A 21,576-nucleotide genomic window follows, 5' to 3' on the forward strand; every position below is an offset into this window, starting at 1 on the left:
CGTAAAAAATATTTCCATGGACAAAACAACACTATTTATTTTTGGTATGATGTTATTGGTCTCTTGTGGAAGTTACAATTCTATAGATACCTTTTATGAGGCCCATAAAAATGACAACCAGGTTACCGCCATCCGCGTACCCCATTTTATGATATCCCTATTAAGCAATATATCGCCAGAAATAAATGCATTGATAGGAGATACCAAAGATTTGAGGTATATGCAGTTTCCCGTAGAAACTCCTGCAAAGGCCGATTTTCTGAACAAGCAAATGAACGGAATTACAGGAAATTCCTTTATCGAGATTTTTCGCAAAAATGATGATTTAAAACGTTCCGTGGTTTCCGTAAGGGAACGCAAAAATTCTGTCAAGGAAATTTTAATCTTCAACAATAATAACAAAACGGGTTCATTTCTGTATTTTAATGGAAATTTCGACCCCGTTAAAGTAAGAGGAATGGCCAAAAACAACGAGTTCGAAAAACTTACCGAAAGCCTGACCAAGGAGTATAATCCAAATACTTCCGGTATAAATAAATAGTATAGAATTTATTTGTAAGACCTTACACTCTCAATAACTACTGAGCTTAAAATAAGTATCCCTCCCATTACCGTTGTCCAACTCGGAATTTCCGAAAGAAAAACCACCCCTATCAATATTCCGTATACCGGTTGCACACTACTTAAGATACTCACCGTAGTAATGCTAAAGTGCTTAAAACAATTGAGGAACAAGGTATGCCCAATAGCGGTAGTGAACAGGGCCAATGTTAAAAGTGCCGGCCATTGATCGGCAATAGCATCCACATTATAAATAAAAAATGCCGGTGCCAAAATAAACCCTACTATGCCCGTTTGATAGGTCATCATTAAGGATCCGTTGTAATGGGCCGCCCTGGACTTTAAGATAATATTTCTGATAGCATAGACCAGTGCCGAAAAAACACCAAGACCCACGGCCACAATATGCGAATTGCCGGTTTCAAAGTCGGGAGCCAACAAATAGATCCCAGCCAATACCAAAAGTCCCAGAACAAAATGAATTCTTTGGAACGACGTTTTTAAAATCAAAGGTTCCAATAAGGCAGTTATGATAGGGTACGTAAACATGGACAACATGCCAATGGCCACACTGGAAAGCTGCAGGGCATAGAAATAGGTCAACCAATGAATCCCCATGAAAATACCACTTAAAAAAATAATAGGGTAATCTTTTTTGGCAATGCGGAACGAAATTTTCTTCCATTTACAATAGAGCAACAGAAACAAAAATGCCAAGCCGGCCCTACTAGCTATGGTAACGGGTACCGGCAACTGTACATATCTACCCAGAGCTCCTGAAGTACTTATAAAAATCATGGCCAGATTAATCTCCAGCAGATGGTTTATGTGAAGGCTTTTGCTTTTCAAGAATATATTTTATCTGGTAACGGACATGGCCTTCTCCTTAATAATTTGTGCTACGGGTTTATTTTGTAGATGACTTTCCAACCAAGAAATAATATCCAAATATAAGAAAGCTCGTTTTTCATAGGGATGGTTTTCATATTTCTTTAATTCATCGTACAGCTTTTGAAACTCATTGGGCAGCTCATGGGGGAAAATATCGCCCAAGCGTCTTAAAAATTTGATCATTTCTTTTTGTACGGCGTGTAGATCGTTCATTTTTAACAGGAACTTATAGGTGCTTTTCAACTGCACTTCCAAATGATAGTCCATACCGGCCTCATAATGGGCAATTAGACTTAGCACTCGGGCAAAGCACATTAAATCTTCCCGCATTTTCAGGTTCTTATTATTAATGATCCTCTTTAAATACTGAATACAGGTTTTGTTGTCCCCATTTCCAAAATAAAGACAGGCAATCTTATAGTACAATACCATGACGTGATGCTGGTCTATCCTGTCCTTATGTTTATTGATTCCGTATTCTACGATTTTGACCAAATAAAGGCCCTTTTCAAAATTGCCTTCCAGGAAATGAAGGTTTAGTTTATTTAAATTGATATATAAAAAGGCCAAGGACGCTATATTGTCATTGTCCGGAAATTCCTTGCTTCCCACAATTTTTTCCAATTTCTCCAAGGTTTCCTTGAATTGGGAGCTATATTTTACATAAAATAAGGATTCCAACAAATAATGGTTTCCCTTCAAAAAGAATACGGGGTTTAAATAGATCATTTCCTTATTATCATAAAATAGATCTACCCATTTACTGGAATACTTATAGCAGGACAAAAAATCCTGGGTCAGAAAACTGTACCAGAGATGTGCCTTGTACAACCAAAGCTTTTCCCTAAAACCCAGGTCTTCAATATTATATTTGGGCAAGTGCTTGTCAAAATATTTCTGAACCCTTTTAATATCCTCATCGCTTCTAACATAGCCAATTTTTAACATTTGCCCATATAGCTGAAGAGCCAGGTTGGATAATTTACTGGTAATTACATTTTGTGCCGAAAGTTGCTTGGCCTGTACTGCCAGTTCATCAGCCCTGTCCGGGATACTACGGGTAATATACTGGGTCTCTATCAACTTCTCAAATTCAACAATTTCATAGGCCACATTCTTCTCCTCATTTTCAATTGCGGTAGCCTTGGCCTTATCCAATATTTTAAGACTCTGCTTATAAAGTCCCTTTTGGTAAAGAATTGTAGCAAAATCCAATTGCTCACGGATCTGAACCCTTATATTCTGATTTACCGGGTTTAACCTAAGGCTCACCAAGATCTGTTTGTATAGATGGGCCTTTAAGTTGGACAATTGGGCCTTCTTTACAATCCCATTCTCCAGTATTAATTTTTCATCATATACCTTAATTTTATCCATTAAATTAAAAAGCGCAAGAAATTTGGCATCGGTATTCACTCCCAAGCGCCCAACATACAATTTAAATTGTCGTTTCTCTGACTTGGAAAGTGATTTGACCAAAACGAATAATGCATCTTTATGAGCATTTGTCATCGTAATAATAAAGGTTTATATAATTGATAATCAGTGTTTTAAATACTTCAAAAAGTTATTTAACGTTGTAAATGCTATTTTGCGATTAGGACTAGCAAACCTACTAGTACTATATTCGTATAGCGCACATAAAATTACGTAAATATAATGAGCAAAGAAAAGGTACATATTTTTGACACGACACTTAGAGATGGAGAGCAAGTCCCCGGATGTAAATTGGATACGGACCAAAAATTAATTATCGCTGAAAGACTTGATCTTTTAGGGGTAGATATTATAGAAGCGGGTTTTCCAATTTCCAGTCCAGGAGATTTTAATTCTGTGCAGGAGATTTCAAAAATTGTAAAGAATGCAACGGTATGTGGACTTACGCGTGCTGTTAAAAAAGACATTGAAGTAGCGGCAGAGGCCTTAAAATATGCTAAAAGACCAAGGATACATACAGGTATCGGAACTTCGGAATCACATATTAAATTTAAGTTCAACTCTAACAAGGAGGCTATAATAGAACGGGCCGTAGAGGCGGTAAGTTATGCCAAATCCTTTGTTGAGGATGTAGAATTTTATGCCGAGGATGCAGGTAGAACGGATAACGAATTTTTGGCAAGGGTCTGTGAAGCAGTCGTTAAGGCCGGTGCAACGGTTTTAAATATTCCCGACACAACTGGTTATTGTTTGCCTGATGAATACGGAGCTAAAATAAAATACCTAAAAGAAAACGTAACTGGTATACATAAGGCTATTTTATCCTGTCATTGCCATAATGACCTGGGATTGGCAACCGCAAACTCCATAGCCGGCGTAATCAATGGTGCCAGACAAATTGAATGTACTATCAATGGTATTGGAGAACGGGCTGGGAACACTGCCCTAGAGGAAGTGGTAATGATCTTAAGACAACACCCTACCCTGAACCTTGACACCAATATCAATAGCAAATTGCTATACGATACCAGTCAGATGGTGTCCCAAAAAATGGGAGTGTACGTGCAACCCAACAAGGCCATAGTAGGTGCCAACGCATTTGCCCATAGCTCGGGGATTCATCAGGACGGAGTAATCAAAAATAGGGAGACCTATGAAATAATAGATCCAGCAGATGTTGGGGTAAACGAGTCTTCCATTGTCCTTACCGCAAGAAGTGGTAGGGCGGCATTGGCCTATAGGGCAAAAAATGTAGGATACGAACTTACCAAGACCCAACTGGATGTGGTTTATCAGGAGTTTTTAAAATTTGCGGATAAGCAGAAAGAAATTTTTGACGAGGATATCCATGATATCATCATTGCCAGTGGCATTAAAATAAAAAGCATAGCTTAAAATGAATCTAAAGATTGCTCTTTTAGGGGGAGATGGAATTGGTCCTGAGGTCTTGGCACAGTCTGTAAAATGTTTGCAGGCCGTTGAGGAGACCTTCAACCATCATTTCACCTATACAGAAGGGTTGATCGGAGCTGTTGCCATGGACAAATACGGCTCCCCCCTACCAAAGGAGACCATTGACCTTTGCAAGGCTTCAGATGCTATTCTTTTTGGGACCATAGGCACACTAAAATATGATGACAACCCAAGTGCAAGAGTACGCCCGGAACAAGGATTGCTTCAACTGCGCAGGGAATTGCAACTTTTTACCAATATTAGGCCCGTCAAGATTTTTCCAACTTTGGTGAATAAATCCCCTCTAAAAAAACACGTTATTTTTGGAACGGATTTCGTAATCTATCGTGAACTTACCGGTGGAATCTACTTCGGTGAAAAAAAACTTAGTGAAGACGGGACCGTTGCTTCGGATTTATGTGAATACTCCGAAAAGGAAATCAGTAGAATTGCCCATTTAGCCTTTAAGGCTGCCAAGAACAGACGTAAAAAATTGACATTGGTAGACAAGGCCAATGTTTTGGAGACCTCTAGGCTATGGCGCAAAGTTGTAACCAGAATATCTGAAAGCTATCCGGAAGTACAATTGGATTTTTTATTTGTGGATAATGCTGCCATGAAAATGATGTTGGATCCGAACGACTTTGATGTTATCCTGACCGATAATATGTTCGGCGACATTTTATCCGACCAAGGCAGTGCCATTTGCGGATCCAAGGGACTCCTGCCATCGGCCTCGATAGGCAATGAACATGCCATGTTTGAACCCTTTCACGGTTCCTACCCCCAGGCAGCTGGAAAAAATATAGCCAATCCCATAGCCTCCATATTATCTACGGCCATGATGTTGAGCCATTTTGGAATGCATGAAGAGTCGCTGGCTGTAGTAATAGCGGTAGACAAGTCCATGAAAAAACATGTGGTTACCAAGGATTTGAACACTTCAAGCAAATATGGCACAAGTCAGGTAGGTGATTTTATTGCCGGAAACATCATAGATTCTGATGAGAACCACAATTATAATTACGAAAACATAGGGTTGGGAAGATCTACCATTATCTAATTGCCTCCAAGTATACATACTTTTTCATGGATTTTCCTCTTTCTTAAAAATAGGAAGGAAACTTCCAGCTAGTGTATCCCGTAATTTAAATCCGATTGCTTTATACCTCAAGAAGCTGAAGTATGAAGTTGTGAAAATCTTTCTTAAAACTGTCGTAATTACTTCCCGTTGCCGGACCGTTGAAACCCGTGTATATTTTTTGCACATCACCCCTTTTGTCTACAATTATTGTAGTTGGGAAGGATATTACGTGATTCAACATGGGCAATTTTTTTTGTGCCATTTCCTTGCTTATACCTCCATATTGTGCCAACAAAATGGGGTATTGGACCCCTATTCTATCTTTTAGTCTATCAATCGAATTAAAGGCGGCTTCCTTTGTTTTAGCGTACTCGAAAGCAAGGGCGATAACAGCTATTTTTTCCTTTGAATTTTTTTGTAGATAATCTACCAAAAACTTGGTTTCATCCAAACAGTTTGGGCACCAGGTCCCCATAATCTGAACGATTACCACTTTATCCCTAAAAACAGGATCACTCAACGAAACCAAATTACCCTCGGAATCCGGGAAGGAAAAGCTTAGTTTGTCATGCCCTTTTTTCATATAGGTCAAGGTCTCGGAATTGGGCAACTTGTAGTTTTCGTTTCTTTTCGCCACAAAAAATTCCTTGGAATGATTTCCCGAGTAAAACACTCCCACCATGGTGCTATCCGTGATTTTGGCTTTAAATAAATATGCTCGGGCACCATCAAAAGTGGAAAACTTCACAGAGTCCGCACTATTGATTCCTTCCAAAAAACGATAATCCCCCGTAGCGGTCCTAAAAGTCCCGGAAACCTTGTCATCTACTTGTCTAAAGGTACCCTTGGCCATGTAGCTCTTCTCATTTTCTGGCCTAAACTCCACCTCCCAGTCACCGGAAATATTGGTATTCGGAATACCTTCACTTTTAAAGCGCTCCTTAATTCCGTGGATAGCCCTAAAGGGCATAACCCTTTCTTCATTTTCCTTAATAAATTTTCCATTTATCTCATTGTCTGTAAATTTTCCTGCCAAGTATCCTTCAAAAACCGGCATTCTAATAACCACCGAATCGCCCTTCACCTTTATTTCATCAATAAAAATAGTTTCATCTGCGTTGTACAATTCAATAGCGTAGCCCCCACTCCCGGTGTTCTTTAGTTTAAAATTGAAAGGCAAGCTTTGATCGTCACCCAGTTCCAATTCGGCCAACCAAATACCTTCTGCCAAAACAACGGCCTCAGAATCCTTACAGCTATTGAACAGTATAAATAGAATAAATATGAAGAAAATACGCCTCATCTTAAATCATTAACAATTAAATTGAGGGGGAACCTCTCTTGAAGGGAATTTTTGGCCCAATTCACAAGGTGGTCTCATGAAATGAAAAGAATGTTTGAAAAAACACGAAGTTAAGTAACAAAAATTTTTGGATAATAAAAAATAAAACATTCAATCAAATACGTATTGAATGTCTTCTAGCATTGTTTTATATTTGAGGTCTTTAAAAAAACTCGATGAAAATATCTTACAACTGGTTGAAGCAGTTCTTGAAAATTGACTGGGATTCCAATAGGACAGCTGAATTATTAACTGACTTGGGCCTGGAGGTTGAGGGTATTTCTCCTTTTGAATCTGTCAAAGGAGGATTGAAAGGAATTGTGGTTGGTGAAGTTTTAACCTGCATAAAGCATCCTAACGCGGATAAATTAAAATTGACCACTGTAAATATTGGTCTTGAAGCTCCGTTGCAAATTGTCTGTGGTGCACCCAACGTAGAGGCCGGACAAAAGGTACCTGTAGCTACCATAGGAACAACCCTTTATACGGCGGAAGGAGAAGCCTGGGTCATAAAGAAAGGAAAGATTCGTGGAGAGGAAAGCCATGGTATGATCTGTGCCGAAGATGAGCTAGGATTAGGCGAAAGCCACGACGGAATTATGGTACTCCCAGATGGTTTAAAGGTTGGAACCCCCTGTTCGGAAGTTTTCGAAGTTGAAGTGGATGAGGTATTTGAGATTGGGCTAACCCCAAATAGGGCCGATGCCATGAGCCACTTTGGAGTTGCCAGGGATTTAAAAGCCGGATTTAAGCAAAAGGACATCCTTAAGGAATTGATAACTCCTCCAGTGACCAATTTCAATATTGTAAACCGATCATTAAAAATTGACGTTGAAGTAATTAAGAGCGAACTGGCTCCAAGATATTGTGGAATAACCATTAGCAATCTAATTGTACAACCATCGCCTGACTGGCTAAAAAACAGATTAAAATCTATTGGAATTACTCCAAAGAACAATGTAGTGGACGCTACCAATTATGTGTTACACGAATTGGGGCAGCCCTTGCACGCCTTTGATGCTGCAAAGATCAAGGGAAACAAAATAGTGGTCAAAACACTACCCAAAGGAACCAAATTTACCACTTTGGATGGGGTTCAACGTACTTTGAACGAAGAGGATCTTATGATTTGCGATACGGAAAAACCACTTTGTATAGCTGGAGTCCTGGGCGGGCAAAATTCCGGGGTAACGGAAAGCACCAGTAGTATTTTCTTGGAAAGTGCCTTCTTTAATCCAGTATCCGTACGAAAAACAGCCAAAAGACACAGTATAAATACAGATGCTTCCTTCCGTTTTGAAAGGGGGATAGATATAGATAATGTAGAATATTGCCTAAAACGAGCTGCACTGCTTATCCACGAAATTGCTGGCGGTGATATTACCTCGGACATTGTAGATATATATCCTAAAAAGAAGGATGACTACCACGTATTTTTGACTTTCGACAAAATTAACAAGCTGATAGGTCAGGAAATACCTAAAGACACCATAAAATCCATTCTGGCATCATTGGACATAAAGGTTAAAAATGTTACGGAATCCGGACTGGGATTATCCATTCCTTTTTACCGTGTGGATGTACAAAGAGAGGTAGATGTTATTGAGGAAATTCTCCGCGTTTTTGGCTATAATAATGTAGAGTTTAAAGAAAAATTGAACGCCTCCATTGCCCCTACTTCCAAATTTGAGGACTATAAGATCCAAAACATAATTGGTAATTTTTTAGCTTCAAAAGGATTTAATGAAATATTGGCCAATAGCTTAACTTCCCCCGTCTACAATAACTTATCGGAAGATATTAGGGAAGAGCATACTATTAGCATGTTAAACCCTCTTAGCACCGATCTATCGGTAATGCGGCAGTCTATGCTGTTTTCAGGTTTGGAGGCCATTGCCCACAACAGCAATAGGCAGATGCACAACCTTAAAATATTCGAATTTGGAAAAACCTATCATCAATATCAAACCCAAAGAGAGGAAAAAAAGCATTTAAGCATTCTTGTTACCGGGAACAGATTGGAAGATACCTGGACTACAGCTCCCAAAAAGGCAGATTTCTTTTACCTAAAAGCTATTGTGGAAAATCTCCTGAACAGGTTGGGACTTACCCAACTTATTTCCCAACCCAATTCCAGTGATATTCTATCTGAAGGAATTTCCTTGTTATTAGACAAAAAGGTAGTGGTGAGTCTTGGAGTTGTAAAGAAATCCATTTTAAAGGAGTTCGATATTAAGGAAGAGGTTCTATTTGCGGATTTTGACTGGGATTATATTTTGGAAGCCATTGTGAACAGCAAAATAATCTATAAAGAGATTCCAAAATACCCTGAAGTAAAGAGAGACTACGCGCTTTTAGTGGACGAAAAGGTAAGTTTTAAGCAGATTTATGATATCGCACTTCAGACTGAACGGAAATTTTTAACCAATGTGAACCTTTTTGATGTTTACAATGGTAAAAATTTACCCGAAGGCAAAAAGTCCTATGCTGTAAGCTACACCTTGCAGGATGAAAACGGTACCTTAACGGATAAGCAGATAGATAAGATAATGAACAAGCTTTTACAACGTTACGAAAGCGAATTAGGAGCCGAATTACGGTAAATTTGCAGCTGAAAGGGCATTGGGCAGGATAACACTGTCTATCTCATGGATAATGCCATTGCATTGATTGGCGTCAGCATTGGTTATTTTGGCCTTATTTCCAGCCTTGTCCGTGAGTACAATATCCAATCCATCCATGGAAGCGAATATTTTATCGCCCTGTACAGTAGTAAAACTTGCTTTTCCATTCCCGTTGCACAAAGCCTTTAAAATTTTGGAGGCCGTTATGTTGCCAGCAACAATATGGTAGGTTAAAAGCGAAAAGAGCTCCCTTTTATTTTCCGGTAACAATAATTCTTTCAAATTTACTTTAGAGAGCTTTTTAAAAGCCATATCCGAAGGTGCAAAAACAGTAAACGGACCATCCTCATCCAAAATCTTGTCCAAATTGGCTGCCTTTACAGCTTCCAACAAGGTATTATGGTGTCCAGAATCTGCGGTACTTTCTATAATGGAATTTTCCTTTTTTAAAAAGCTATTTTCTTTGAACGACGTTTGGCCATAACCAAGAGAGGTGATTAAAAATAATAGGGCGCAAACGGACACATAGCTTTTCATAGGTTCTGGGCTTGGGAATTACAAAAAAATCGATAAACGGTCAAATTCGTCGACAATATACAATATTCAGTTCGTTGTTTTAAAAAAAGTTATTAACTAATTTTAAAATATCACAATATTGAAATAAAGGTTACGAATACACCATATTACTATAGGTTTCATTGCATATTTTCAATTTTTAACGCTTTAAACCAAAATCGAAAACCTTAATTCCTTAACTTTATAACAATTGCTATAAAAGAATATAAAATGTTATTGAGAAGAACCAATATTCGGGAAAAGCTTATTCTGGCAAAGCAAAGGGACAAGTCTGCCGATAAAATTTTAAATGAAGTATATCGCCTTTTAGCCAAAGAGGAGGATACCCAGAAAAGAATCGAAGTCAACCTTAATAGTAAGAACACCGTAATTTCCAATGATTTCAATTTTGATTTATTGGAAACTGCCGAAATATACCATGTAAGGCATATAAAAAAAATAGCGATAGATTATAGGTTGCGTTTTTTGGATTCCCGTTATTTTAAAGGTGAAATTCCTCAGGAAGCCATTTCCAAAATAAAAAAACTGGAAAAAGAACATGAACTGGAATTAAAAGGATTTAAGATACTTGCGCCCTCAAAACTTTTTAAATTAGAAGACAGGGATGATCCCATTTTATTTGCCCCGATCGGCAATGACCATTACTATTTAATCCATAAATGGGGCCGCGATCTACATCCACTGAGAAAAATATTGATGTGGCCTTTTAAAAGCCTGGTAAATCTAATTGCCCTGGTTGTAGGTGTTAGTTATCTAATTACCCTGTTGGTCCCCAACGGATTGTTCTCCAAAGAAAGTTCCAGTTTTCAATTTTGGGTAATTTTCTTTTTTATGTTTAAATGTCTAGCCTCCATCGTAATATTTTATGGCTTTGCCTTGGGCAAAAATTTTAATCCTGCCATCTGGAACTCCAAATACCTAAAAACTTAGAACAAATTCTTTCAGTACTGTCAGATTTTAATTGGGAAACAATTCCATAGGAATGCCGTCCAAATCAACGTTATCCAGAAATTTAGGGTCCGGTATTGGCTTTATCCTCATTAATCCTCCTTTGCCACTACCCCCTTTTTTTCTATAGCCTATCAAAATCAAATTATTCTTGGCATCATAGGAAACCATTGTAGTATCCTCTATTTCGTATTTTAAGTTTCTCTCCTCCAGGCTAAGAAAGTTTTCATAAATGTATAGGACAGACATATTTTCCTTAAAATCATAAACTGCGGCAATATGGGGATAGGAACTTTTTAACCCCGATTCCATAGGGTAATACATCGTCTGGTTCCCGAAAAATTCAGATTTGGCATACCCAAACTTTGGCTCTTTTCCCAGCAGATAATTGGTCGTAATACCCAAGATCATTGTATTCCCATCAATTAGGCTATGTAAATTGGGATAACTTACCAGAATATTGCCCATTCCATCCTGTGATATCTTTAGGACATCGGCCCCCAGGTCAACCTCATGAGTAAGGGCCCCGTTATCAACATTTATGGACATAAGGGCATATCTGTTGGTTACATCGGTATCCATACATAGGACAAAGGCTTTGTTATTGGATACCAAAAGTTGTATGGGTTCTTTGGCCAGGGATACATCGGTAAAAGAACCAGGACTTTCCGTTAGATCCAAAATCCTTAAAAAATAATCGTCTTCTTTGGCGTCCCTAGGTACTACATAGGCCATCAAAGCTTTATTTCCGGAAAAAGCAATGGATTTTACATCACGGTCACAATTCAAATCCTCAGCAAACACAGTACTTTGTTCCACTTTACCGTCGCTAAAATCGTGGACGGTAAGGCTGGCACTGCAGTCCTCCTTGGGGATATAAAATCCTATTTTGAAGCCGTCCCTGTAGAATAGTTGCGGCACAGGTACCATCTCAAACTCATCAATACCGGGGTTTACGGTAATACCGTCCGAATCGGCATTTAAAAGAGCAGTTCTCATAAGCCCGTCTTTATGAAGCAAAACGGTATAGTCGGCCAACAGGCTTGGAGATTCGTCTATCTTATCCCCAACTCCTTCCTCCGAACAGCCTATGACAAGACATGCAATAAACATGCATATGAATAGGTAGGTTTTCATAAAGTAAGAATTTGGGTCCTACAACACTACACCGGAACGGCGTACATTTTGTTGCGCTGCTCCTTTATAGTCTTATCGGACATATAATCATCAAACGTCAAATATCTATCAATATTACCTTTAGGAGTTAATTCTATTACCCTATTCGCCACAGTTTCAGCAAATTCGTGGTCATGGGTTGTAAAGAGAACGGTACCTTTAAAATTCTTCAAGGAATTATTGAAGGTGGTTATACTTTCCAAATCCAAATGGTTGGTAGGCTCGTCCAACATAACTACATTGGCCCTCATCAACATCATTCTGCTCAACATGCAGCGTACCTTTTCACCTCCGGATAAAACCGTACATTTTTTCAAGGCTTCCTCACCGCTAAACAACATTTTCCCCAAAAAGCCCCTAATATTTACTTCTTCCCTTTCTTCTTCCGTTTTGGCCCATTGCCTTAACCAATCTACCAAGTTGATATCTTCGGTAAAGAAGGAGGCATTATCCGCAGGCAAGTAAGATTGGTTGGTAGTTACACCCCATTGAAAGGAACCACTGTCCGCCTTTCTATTGCCGTTTATTATCTCGTAAAATGCCGTTGTGGCCCTTGAATCCCTCGAAATTATTGCCACTTTATCTCCCTTGGCCAGATTAATATTGACATCCTGAAACAAAATCTCGCCCTCTTCTGTTGAAGCGGAAAGCTTTTCAACGTTCAATATCTGATCTCCTGCCTCCCTTTCCCTATCAAAAATAATGGCAGGGTAACGTCTGCTTGAAGGCTTTATATCCTCAATTTTTAATTTGGACAACATCTTCTTTCTGGAAGTGGCCTGTTTACTCTTTGCCACGTTGGCACTGAACCTTTGAATAAACTCCTGCAATTCCTTGGCCTTTTCCTCGGATTTTTTGTTCTGCTGTGCCCTTTGTCTAGCAGCCAATTGACTACTCTCGTACCAGAACGTATAGTTCCCTGAGTATAGGTTCATTTTTCCGAAATCTATATCTCCAATATGGGTACAAACAGAATCTAAAAAGTGCCTATCGTGGGATACTACTATAACGGTGTTCTCATAATCGGCAAGGAAGTTCTCCAACCAATTAATGGTTTCATAATCCAAGTCGTTGGTAGGCTCATCCATTATCAACACATCCGGATTGCCAAACAATGCCTGTGCCAATAAGACCCTAACCTTAAGTTTGGAATCCAAGTCGCCCATTAAGGTATAATGATATTCCTCGGTAATGCCCAAATTGGACAATAGGGCTGCAGCATCACTGTCGGCATTCCAACCGTTCATTTCCTCAAATTGCACCTGCAACTCCCCTATTCTATCCGCATTCTCATCACTGTAGTCGGCATAAAGGGCATCTATCTCCTTTTTTATCTTGAACAAAGGCTTATTGCCCATTACCACACTCTCCAAAACAGTATATTCGTCATAGGCATTGTGGTTCTGTTCCAAGATGGACATCCTTTTCCCTGGCTCCAAGTGAACGTGACCGGATGTGGGGTCTATTTGTCCCGATAGAATTCGTAAAAATGTGGACTTCCCAGCTCCATTGGCACCAATAACACCATAACAATTACCTTGTGTAAAGGATACGTTTACTTCATCAAAAAGAACCCTTTTCCCAAATTGCACAGATAAATTTGATACTGACAGCATATGTAATGTTTTAAATTTTGTGCAAAAATAACAAAAATAAACCCGTTCAAGCAACTATATTACAACGCCTTTAGGTGTCATTTTAACTAAGAGCCAATAGATTTAACTCACAATTAACAGCCTGTATCTGTTGAGTTTATTAGATTTGTTCACTATAAAGTAGCTATTCTCATATGAATAAACCTTTACTATATTCTTTTCTTATTGCACTAGTTGGTTGCGGTTCGATAGAAAAAAAATCCCCTGGTGCATTCTTTGCTGGTGAAATTGTAAATCCCACAAGCGAATATGTTGTTCTATTTAAGGATGATGTTGTCATAGATTCAGCTAAACTTGATGGCGAAAATAGATTCAGTATAAAATTGGATACCGTTGTGGAAGGTCTATATCATTTTGACCATAGTCCGGAACTGCAGTACGTTTATCTAGAAAAGGGAGATAGTTTAATGATCCGCCTGAATACTGAAGATTTTGATGAATCATTGATATTTTCTGGGAAAGGCGAAGAAATAAATAATTTTCTTGTGGAGTTCTTTTTAAGTACGGAATCCGAGCCTGCATTAGTTTATTCCTATTCCCAACTTGATCCAGCGGACTTCTCCAATAAACTGGATTCTTTAAAGGCTGTTAAGGTAAACGCCCTTAACGAGCTTGTTACCGAAGTAACCCTTTCCCCAAAAGCTGCCGACATGGCCAAGGCCAGTATAGATTACAATTATTACATCTATAAGGAAAAGTATCCGTTTTGGAACAGAAGAAGAACAGGAAAAGACACCATTCCTGAACTTCCCAACAATTTTTACGATTATAGAAAGACGATAGACTACAACAATGAAAATCTATCCTATCATAGGTATTATTACAATTTTATGAAGACACATTTTAATAATCTATCCTATATGGGTTGTTATACAAAATGTAAGGATGCGCACTATGACATAGTTAAAAATAAATTACATTTTAACCAACACAAGTTAAAACTGATAGATAGCTTGGTTACCGAAAGGGACTTGAGGGATAATTTATTTAGAAATGTTGCAATGGACTATCTAATAAATGTCCATGATACCGACGAAAACAATAGGATTTTTATTGATGAATTTCACAGACTTTCCGGAAACAATAGACACAGTGCCGAAATAGAAGCTATATACCAAGGTGTAAACAACTTACAACCTAGTAATAGAATGCCCAATATTTCAGTTTTCAACACTAATGGGACCTTGGTAACCCTTCAGGAAATTGCCGAAAAGGAGAAAAATGCCGTATTCTATTTTTGGTCAGGCACCCAGAGATCCAACTTCGAGAATGTACTTACCCGTGTGGCGCAACTTTCGGAAAACAAGCCGAATTTCACTTTTATAGGAATAAATTGCAATACGGATGCACTAAGATGGCAATCATTATTAAGCAGCAATCAATTGGATACGGAAAAACAATTCCGGACCGATGATTTTGAAAATTTAAAAAATGCCCTAGTAATAGGTGGTCTCAATAAGGGTATTATAACCAAAGACGGACTTATTGTAGACGCATTTGCCGATCTTTATAGTAGTTTTTAAGGCCTTTCCGACTTGGAAGAAATTTCGGTTATCTAGCTCAAGTATATCCCATTTAACAATTCTACAATCTTTTACCCATTATCTATACGGTAATGAAAAGTTCAATATTAAAAACAACAAAGCCTCTTTTGCTCAATGAGCTCAAGAGGCTTTGTACTATTTAGAATCTTGGTAAAACTAGTTACCTTTCTGGTAGTCTTCCAAAAACTTGGCCAGGCCACTATCCGTTAAAGGATGCTTTAAAAGACCTTCAATAGCTGACAAAGGTCCGGTCATAACATCAGCTCCAATTTTAGCACAATCTATCACATGCATTGTATGCCTTACCGAAGCAGCCAATATTTGGGTTTCAAACTCATAATTATCATATATGTGCCTAATCTCAGAGATCAAGTTTAGACCATCGGTAGAAATATCGTCCAATCTACCAATAAACGGAGAAACATAGGCTGCACCGGCTTTGGCAGCCAACAAAGCCTGTCCGCAAGAGAATACCAAAGTACAATTGGTTCTTATTCCCTTATCCGAGAAATATTTTATAGCCTTGATACCATCCTTTATCATAGGAACTTTAACTACGATCTGCTCATGCAATTCTGCCAATTCCTCACCCTCCTTGATCATTCCTTTAAAATCGGTGGAAATTACTTCGGCGGATACATCACCATCCACAATATTACAGATATCCACATAGTGCTTTAAAATATTGTTTCTTCCTGTAATGCCTTCTTTGGCCATTAGGGAAGGATTTGTGGTTACCCCATCCAATACTCCTAATTCCTGGGCTTCTTTTATCTGTGCTAAATTAGCGGTGTCAATAAAGAACTTCATGTTAATTGCTTTTTAAATTATTAATTTGAAAGATATAGCCTTTTTGCATGCCTAACTTTTAGTCTGGCAAAATTACAATTTATAATGGTTCATCAAGAGTTTCTCATATACTTTGTCCGGTAATATTTTTTTTAGAAATAATGAGAACTTCTGCATAAACTCCCCTACCTTATAATGTACTTTAGGTTTTTTTGTGTTTATTATTTTGTATACCATATGGGCCACCAATATGGGATCTTTACCACTATCCACATGCTCGTTCATCATTTTTAAGGTGCTGCCATAAGGTTCCTTATAGGGCGAGTCCTCCATAATTGGGGCATGGTAACGGCCAGAGGCTATATTGGTAGCAAAGTCACCAGGCGCCAAATTGGTTATGTTCACGCCAAATCCTTTAACCTCCATTCTCAGGGCCTCCGTAACCAACTCCAAGGCACCTTTACTGGCGGAATAAAATCCCCTATATGGCAAACCCATATAACCCGCAATAGAGGTAATATTAATGATCAAACCCTTTTCCTGACGCCTCATATGGGGCAAAACAGCTTTCGACATGTGTAGCGGACCATTAAAATTGGTATCGAATGCTTTCAAAATTTCAGCGTGTGGTGTTTCCTCTATAGGACCTGTAATTCCTATACCGGCATTGTTGACCAGAACATCCAGCCTACCTTCCTTTGCTATCAGCTCTGAAATGGCGGCCCCAATACTTTCTGGATTTCTTACATCCAATTCCAAAAGTTCAAAATCATCAAAATTGGGATGATTGGCAATCTTCCTTGTTGTTCCGTAAACTTTAAAACCCTTTGATTTTAAATAAATTCCGATCGATTTTCCAATTCCCGAAGAACCTCCGGTAATCAGTACAACCCTATGCTCCATTAATTAAAAATTAAGGTTGCAAATTAACGAATAAAACAGGAATGGAAAGGGATATAACAATGATATCTATGCCAAATGGCTCAAAAAAACAGAAAAAACACCTTCACTTTAAGGCACAAAAAATGGCAAGCTACCTACATCGCACCGCTACAACCATATACCCTTGCTGCGTTCCCACCCTGGGGGATTCTACAGGAGCTGGTCGTGTAGGACTTGCCGATGCAAATATACAATCTTTTAATTTTTTTACAATCGTTTTCAGGTCTTAATTTTATTAAATATCTTGCCCTAAAAAGTCACCAAATTTATTTCTGGATAGCGGGTTGATTTTAAGACAACTATGCAAAAATCAAAGAAAATAATTGTTTAGTACAGACTCTTTACCCACTAAAATTATATTATAAATTATACCCATATTTAAAAATGAACGCCTTTAAATTAAACCTATTCTTCTTGATTCCCCTGTTCTTTTTGGCTTGTGATGGTACCACCAACCCCTCCAAACTCTTCGAAATCCAATTGGAAGGCAACCAAACGGAATTTCAAAAAAACCAGGTGGTAGGTATCTCTGTCAAAAATCTAAAGAACAAAGAAATTGAAAAGATTACCTATACCTTGGACAATAAGGAAATTACGTTGAAGAACGATAAAATTACGCTGGACCAATTGGAACTTGGGGCCAAAACTTTGACCGCGAATATAAGCTTCGATGGCGAAACCGTTGAAGTGTCCAAAGGAATTAAACTATTGGCAGAACACGCCCCCGAGATCTATTCCTACGAAATTCTGAACGTATACCCCCATGATATGGAGGCATATACCCAAGGATTGGAATTTCATCAGGATACACTTTATGAAAGTACGGGTAAAAAGGGAAAATCCTCCTTGAGGCAGGTAGATTATAAAACTGGTGAAATTTTAAAGAAAATAGACTTGGACAATACCTATTTTGGAGAGGGCATCACTATTTTAAATAATAAAATTTATCAACTCACCTGGCAAAGTGGAGTTGGATTCATTTACGATCTAAAAGACTTTAAGAAAATAGACAGCTTTAAATACAACCAAAGTAAGGAAGGATGGGGCTTATGCAACGACGGTAACAAAATATTCAAGAGTGATGGCACCGAGAAAATATGGTTTTTAAATCCTGAAACTATGGCTGAGGAGGGACATTTTGAGACAGTAACAAATACCTCCATATTCAACAAGGCCAATGAACTGGAATATGTAGATGGAAAAATATACGCCAATGTCTATCAAAAGGAAAGTATGATGATTATTGATGCCAAAAGTGGTGCAATTGAAGGCGTTATAAATTTTGGCGGCCTAAAGGAAAAAGTTACGCAACATCAGAATCTGGACGTACTTAATGGAGTGGCCTATCATCCACAAAGAAAGACCTTCTTCGTTACCGGAAAAAACTGGGACAAATTGTTTGAGGTAAACATCCTTAAAAAATAACTATGGGAGCTTTTGAAAAAACCATAAAGGTGGTAGAAGATGATCTGGATGACCTGAACCACGTTAACAATGTGCGGTATGTACAATGGATGCAAGACATTGCTAAGGAACATTGGCGGGCCAAAGCCCCGAAAGATTTGATCAATACTACGGTCTGGGTGGTACTGACCCATCATATTACTTACAAAAGTTCGGCAAAATTGGACGATGTTATTTTAATGAAAACGTATATTGATAAGACCAAAGGCCCCGTAAGCGTTAGGATTGTAGAAATGTACAACAAAGAAAGCAACCAATTGCTTGTTAAATCTAAGACCGAATGGTGTTTGCTAAACTCCGAAACTTTTAAGCCTATGAGGATTTCCCCGGAAATAGAAAGTATCTTTCTTACCCAAACCTAAATATTCAATATAAAATCCGTGCATAAAACTTTTTGTATTTTTTCTGCCCTCGTTCTGCTGCTGATATTTTCCTCATGTAGGACCGACTTCGATTATACAAAAAGTAACGGCTCTTTGGAATTCTCAAAAGACACTGTTTTTTTGGATACCGTTTTCAGCAACATTGGCAGCAGTACCTATACATTAAAGGTATATAACCGCAGCTCAACAGATATAAGCATCCCTACAATTCAGCTCAAAAACGGGGACAGCAGCAAGTATCGTTTAAATGTGGATGGTGAAGCCGGTCAACTTTTTAGGGACATCCCTCTTTTTGCCCAAGATAGCCTGTATATCTTTGTGGAAACCACTACTGATATTGCCAATGCCGATGCAAAAGAATTTTTGCACACCGATGCCATTCAATTCGACAAGGAAAACCATTTGCAAGAAGTACAATTGGTTACCCTGATCAAGGATGCCATATTTTTATACCCAGCAAGATCCTTGAACGGTGAACGGGAGATGATTGTTCTTGATATTAACGAATCCGGGGAAGAAATCAGAGTCGAAGGTTTCGAACTGGGACCAGATCAGCTCAATTTCACCAGAGACAAACCCTATGTCATATATGGCTACGCAGCCGTACCAGAAGATAAAACCTTGAATATAGAAGCGGGCACACGTGTGCATTTCCACAAAGATTCAGGGATACTGATAAAAGAAAATGCTACCCTACATATCAAGGGTGAATTAAGTGAGGACAGGGATTTACTGGAAAATGAAGTTGTTTTTGAAGGAGATCGTCTGGAGTCTTCCTATGCCGATATTCCCGGACAATGGGGGTCTATTTGGATTTCCAAAGGCAGCATTAATAATAAAATAGATTACCTCACTATTAAAAATGCCACCGTAGGCATTCTTGTCCAAGGGGACAACAACCTAGGGGAAACCAATTTATCCATAAATAATTCCCAAATCTACAATAGTGAAAACGTAAATTTATGGGCAAAAACCGCGGTAGTAAGGAGTGAAAATTTAGTTTTGGGAGCCGCAGGGAACATCTCCCTATATTGTAGCCACGGAGGAGATTACAGCTTTACCCATGCAACCATAGCCAATTATTGGAAGTATGGGTTCCGCTCCGGTACAGCCTTGCATTTGGACAATTCTACATTAGGCGGAAACAGCTCCAATAGCCTGGTAAGGGCAGACTTTAAAAATTGTATAATTTATGGAAGTAATCCAAATGAACTAAACCTCATTAAAGATGAGAATTCAGTATTTAATTTTTACTTCGAAAACTGCCTCATAAAATTCAAGAACAGTTCCGAAACCGATCTATACAATTTTGGCAATACCTCCCTTTATAATAATATTTTACTTAATTTGGATCCGGTATTTGCATCTCCCGCCCAGAATAATTTCTTGATCAGAGAAAATTCAAGTGCCATTGGAGCAGGAAATTTGGCAACGGCACAGTTGGTTCCCTTAGATATTTTAGGTGCGGACAGAACCAAAAATCTAACCCTAGGGGCATATGCAGTACTTTTTACAAATTAAAATAGTATAATACTTCACGTATTGAAAGAAAAATCTTTCAAATTTTCTATATTTAGCCAATAAAACGAAAACCCTAGTTTTTCTAAGGTTGAAATACCCTCCTAAGCTATCAAGTATCGCTAATTTGCATTCAAATCATCTGAAATTATGGAATATACCTATACCATTTTGGACTCCGATGCCCAATCCAATTTACAGCTTCAACACTATATGGAAGAGTACAGTGAATTTTATTGTTCAGGAGTAGCTACTAACAGTATAGATGGTCTAAATGGTATACTAAAAAAATCCCCAGATGTAGTTTTTATCCATTTAAACGAAAAGGCTCATGAGTATTTTCATATGATTATGGAAATGCACCAATATGTAAAGCAAGTTCCCATTTTTATCGGAATCGCGAAAAGCAAGCAATTTGCCTTTGAAGCCTTAAAATGTCATTTTTTCGACTATTGGTTATTGCCTTATAACGAATTCGACATTAGAAAAACCCTCCTAAGGTTAAAATTAAAAACACCAAAGGAACAGGAGCCCAAAACACTTTTACTACAATCCTATAAAGACTATCGCTACATAAATACTCAGGAAATTATGTATTTGCAGGCCGATAACAATGCCACCGACTTTTTTATGAAAGACGGAAGTACTATAAGTGCTTTTAAAACGTTAAAGACTTTTGAGAACAATTTGCCGACGAATTTTGTAAGGGTTCATCAGAGTTATATCATCAATATCGACTTCGTTTCTAGGATCAACTATGGGAAAGGTATATGCACTCTGAAGCATGACAAACTACAATTGCCTTTTTCCAAATCCTACAAAAACAACATTGACAACCTAAAAAAGGTCTTGGCCAAAAATACTATCTCTACTCTTAATTAGACAAATTCTCACAAAAACCATACGTTCACTAATAGAACTCCCACATATACTAAAGATAATTCTTACATAAATTTTTAGTGTCTCTTCATTGTTAATTTAGCTTTAGAAATAAACCTCATTAACCCTCGAAAACCACTAAAAATGAAAAGATTACTATCTATTTTTGCCGTAGTACTTCTAAGTATCGGCTTATTTGCCATGGGGACCCAAGATGTGTTCCCGACTGTAGACAATGCAATCGCCACCGATGGTGACGTAATTCCAAAAGAAAGAAGGGACCCTCCCAAGGCCACAATCGATTTCCAGAA

The 21,576-nt window shown here is 38.3% G+C and carries 18 protein-coding genes and 1 other RNA gene; 10 read left to right on the forward strand and 9 right to left on the reverse strand.

What is annotated here, in order from left to right; genetic code table 11:
* The first annotated feature begins 16 nt into the window (after nucleotides 1-16).
* On the forward strand, nucleotides 17-541 hold the full coding sequence (locus KO529_RS20975) for a DUF4252 domain-containing protein (RefSeq protein WP_215949819.1): 525 nt from the start codon (nucleotides 17-19) through the stop codon (nucleotides 539-541).
* A gap of 8 nt (nucleotides 542-549) precedes the next feature.
* Here the strand turns inward: KO529_RS20975 and KO529_RS20980 are convergent, their stop codons facing one another.
* Together KO529_RS20980 and KO529_RS20985 are read right to left on the reverse strand one after the other, a co-directional pair.
* Nucleotides 550-1,410, reverse strand: a complete 861-nt coding sequence (locus KO529_RS20980; RefSeq protein WP_247098000.1) for a DMT family transporter — start codon at nucleotides 1,408-1,410, stop codon at nucleotides 550-552.
* A gap of 9 nt (nucleotides 1,411-1,419) precedes the next feature.
* Nucleotides 1,420-2,964: a hypothetical protein gene (locus tag KO529_RS20985; protein ID WP_215949820.1), complete on the reverse strand. Its 1,545-nt coding sequence runs from the start codon at nucleotides 2,962-2,964 to the stop codon at nucleotides 1,420-1,422.
* Nucleotides 2,965-3,111: 147 nt separating this feature from the next.
* Between KO529_RS20985 and KO529_RS20990 the strand changes: the two genes are divergently transcribed.
* Together KO529_RS20990 and leuB are read left to right on the forward strand one after the other, a co-directional pair.
* Entirely contained in the window at nucleotides 3,112-4,284 is a 1,173-nt protein-coding gene (locus tag KO529_RS20990) for a 2-isopropylmalate synthase (RefSeq protein ID WP_215949821.1), read from the forward strand.
* A gap of 1 nt (nucleotide 4,285) precedes the next feature.
* A complete protein-coding gene (leuB, locus tag KO529_RS20995; protein ID WP_215949822.1) occupies nucleotides 4,286-5,404 on the forward strand; it encodes a 3-isopropylmalate dehydrogenase in 1,119 nt (372 codons plus the stop codon).
* 100 nt (nucleotides 5,405-5,504) lie between these two features.
* Here the strand turns inward: leuB and KO529_RS21000 are convergent, their stop codons facing one another.
* Nucleotides 5,505-6,728 (reverse strand): TlpA disulfide reductase family protein, encoded by a 1,224-nt coding sequence (locus KO529_RS21000; RefSeq protein ID WP_215949823.1) that lies wholly within the window; start codon nucleotides 6,726-6,728, stop codon nucleotides 5,505-5,507.
* 215 nt (nucleotides 6,729-6,943) lie between these two features.
* Here KO529_RS21000 and pheT point away from each other — a divergent pair, with 215 nt between their 5' ends.
* Nucleotides 6,944-9,370 (forward strand): phenylalanine--tRNA ligase subunit beta, encoded by a 2,427-nt coding sequence (gene pheT, locus KO529_RS21005; protein WP_215949824.1) that lies wholly within the window; start codon nucleotides 6,944-6,946, stop codon nucleotides 9,368-9,370.
* On the opposite strand, the gene KO529_RS21010 is transcribed toward pheT, so the two are convergent.
* Entirely contained in the window at nucleotides 9,362-9,928 is a 567-nt protein-coding gene (locus KO529_RS21010) for a fasciclin domain-containing protein (protein WP_215949825.1), read from the reverse strand. The two genes, pheT and KO529_RS21010, sit on opposite strands and share 9 nt — an antisense overlap.
* 249 nt (nucleotides 9,929-10,177) lie before the next feature.
* Here KO529_RS21010 and KO529_RS21015 point away from each other — a divergent pair, with 249 nt between their 5' ends.
* Nucleotides 10,178-10,897, forward strand: a complete 720-nt coding sequence (locus KO529_RS21015; RefSeq protein ID WP_215949826.1) for a hypothetical protein — start codon at nucleotides 10,178-10,180, stop codon at nucleotides 10,895-10,897.
* 27 nt (nucleotides 10,898-10,924) lie between these two features.
* Here KO529_RS21015 and KO529_RS21020 read toward each other — a convergent pair whose 3' ends face one another.
* Complete coding sequence (locus KO529_RS21020; RefSeq protein WP_215949827.1) at nucleotides 10,925-12,052, reverse strand: hypothetical protein; 1,128 nt, start codon at nucleotides 12,050-12,052, stop codon at nucleotides 10,925-10,927.
* Between the two features lie 26 nt (nucleotides 12,053-12,078).
* Nucleotides 12,079-13,707, reverse strand: a complete 1,629-nt coding sequence (locus KO529_RS21025; RefSeq protein ID WP_215949828.1) for an ABC-F family ATP-binding cassette domain-containing protein — start codon at nucleotides 13,705-13,707, stop codon at nucleotides 12,079-12,081.
* A 173-nt stretch (nucleotides 13,708-13,880) separates the two neighbouring features.
* Here KO529_RS21025 and KO529_RS21030 point away from each other — a divergent pair, with 173 nt between their 5' ends.
* Nucleotides 13,881-15,269 (forward strand): DUF4369 domain-containing protein, encoded by a 1,389-nt coding sequence (locus tag KO529_RS21030; protein ID WP_215949829.1) that lies wholly within the window; start codon nucleotides 13,881-13,883, stop codon nucleotides 15,267-15,269.
* A gap of 177 nt (nucleotides 15,270-15,446) precedes the next feature.
* Here KO529_RS21030 and fsa read toward each other — a convergent pair whose 3' ends face one another.
* The 3 genes from fsa to ffs all read right to left on the reverse strand — a co-directional run bounded on the left by fsa (nucleotide 15,447) and on the right by ffs (nucleotide 17,201).
* A complete protein-coding gene (gene fsa, locus KO529_RS21035; protein WP_215949830.1) occupies nucleotides 15,447-16,100 on the reverse strand; it encodes a fructose-6-phosphate aldolase in 654 nt (217 codons plus the stop codon).
* 72 nt (nucleotides 16,101-16,172) lie between these two features.
* Nucleotides 16,173-16,982 (reverse strand): SDR family oxidoreductase, encoded by an 810-nt coding sequence (locus tag KO529_RS21040; RefSeq protein ID WP_215949831.1) that lies wholly within the window; start codon nucleotides 16,980-16,982, stop codon nucleotides 16,173-16,175.
* A gap of 120 nt (nucleotides 16,983-17,102) precedes the next feature.
* An RNA gene (ffs, locus tag KO529_RS21045) (signal recognition particle sRNA small type) lies at nucleotides 17,103-17,201 on the reverse strand.
* A 204-nt stretch (nucleotides 17,202-17,405) separates the two neighbouring features.
* Here ffs and KO529_RS21050 point away from each other — a divergent pair.
* From KO529_RS21050 to KO529_RS21065, 4 genes are all read left to right on the forward strand, one after another.
* A complete protein-coding gene (locus KO529_RS21050; protein WP_215949832.1) occupies nucleotides 17,406-18,446 on the forward strand; it encodes a glutaminyl-peptide cyclotransferase in 1,041 nt (346 codons plus the stop codon).
* Between the two features lie 2 nt (nucleotides 18,447-18,448).
* A complete protein-coding gene (locus KO529_RS21055) occupies nucleotides 18,449-18,847 on the forward strand; it encodes an acyl-CoA thioesterase (RefSeq protein ID WP_215949833.1) in 399 nt (132 codons plus the stop codon).
* Between the two features lie 114 nt (nucleotides 18,848-18,961).
* A complete protein-coding gene (locus KO529_RS21060) occupies nucleotides 18,962-20,389 on the forward strand; it encodes a hypothetical protein (RefSeq protein ID WP_252734500.1) in 1,428 nt (475 codons plus the stop codon).
* A gap of 147 nt (nucleotides 20,390-20,536) precedes the next feature.
* Nucleotides 20,537-21,268 carry a LytR/AlgR family response regulator transcription factor gene (locus KO529_RS21065; RefSeq protein ID WP_215949834.1) on the forward strand — a complete coding sequence of 244 codons (732 nt, stop codon included), beginning with the start codon at nucleotides 20,537-20,539 and terminating at the stop codon, nucleotides 21,266-21,268.
* Nucleotides 21,269-21,576: the final 308 nt, after the last annotated feature.

It is taken from the genome of Arenibacter algicola (assembly GCF_018860365.1).
GTDB lineage: Bacteria > Bacteroidota > Bacteroidia > Flavobacteriales > Flavobacteriaceae > Arenibacter > Arenibacter algicola_B.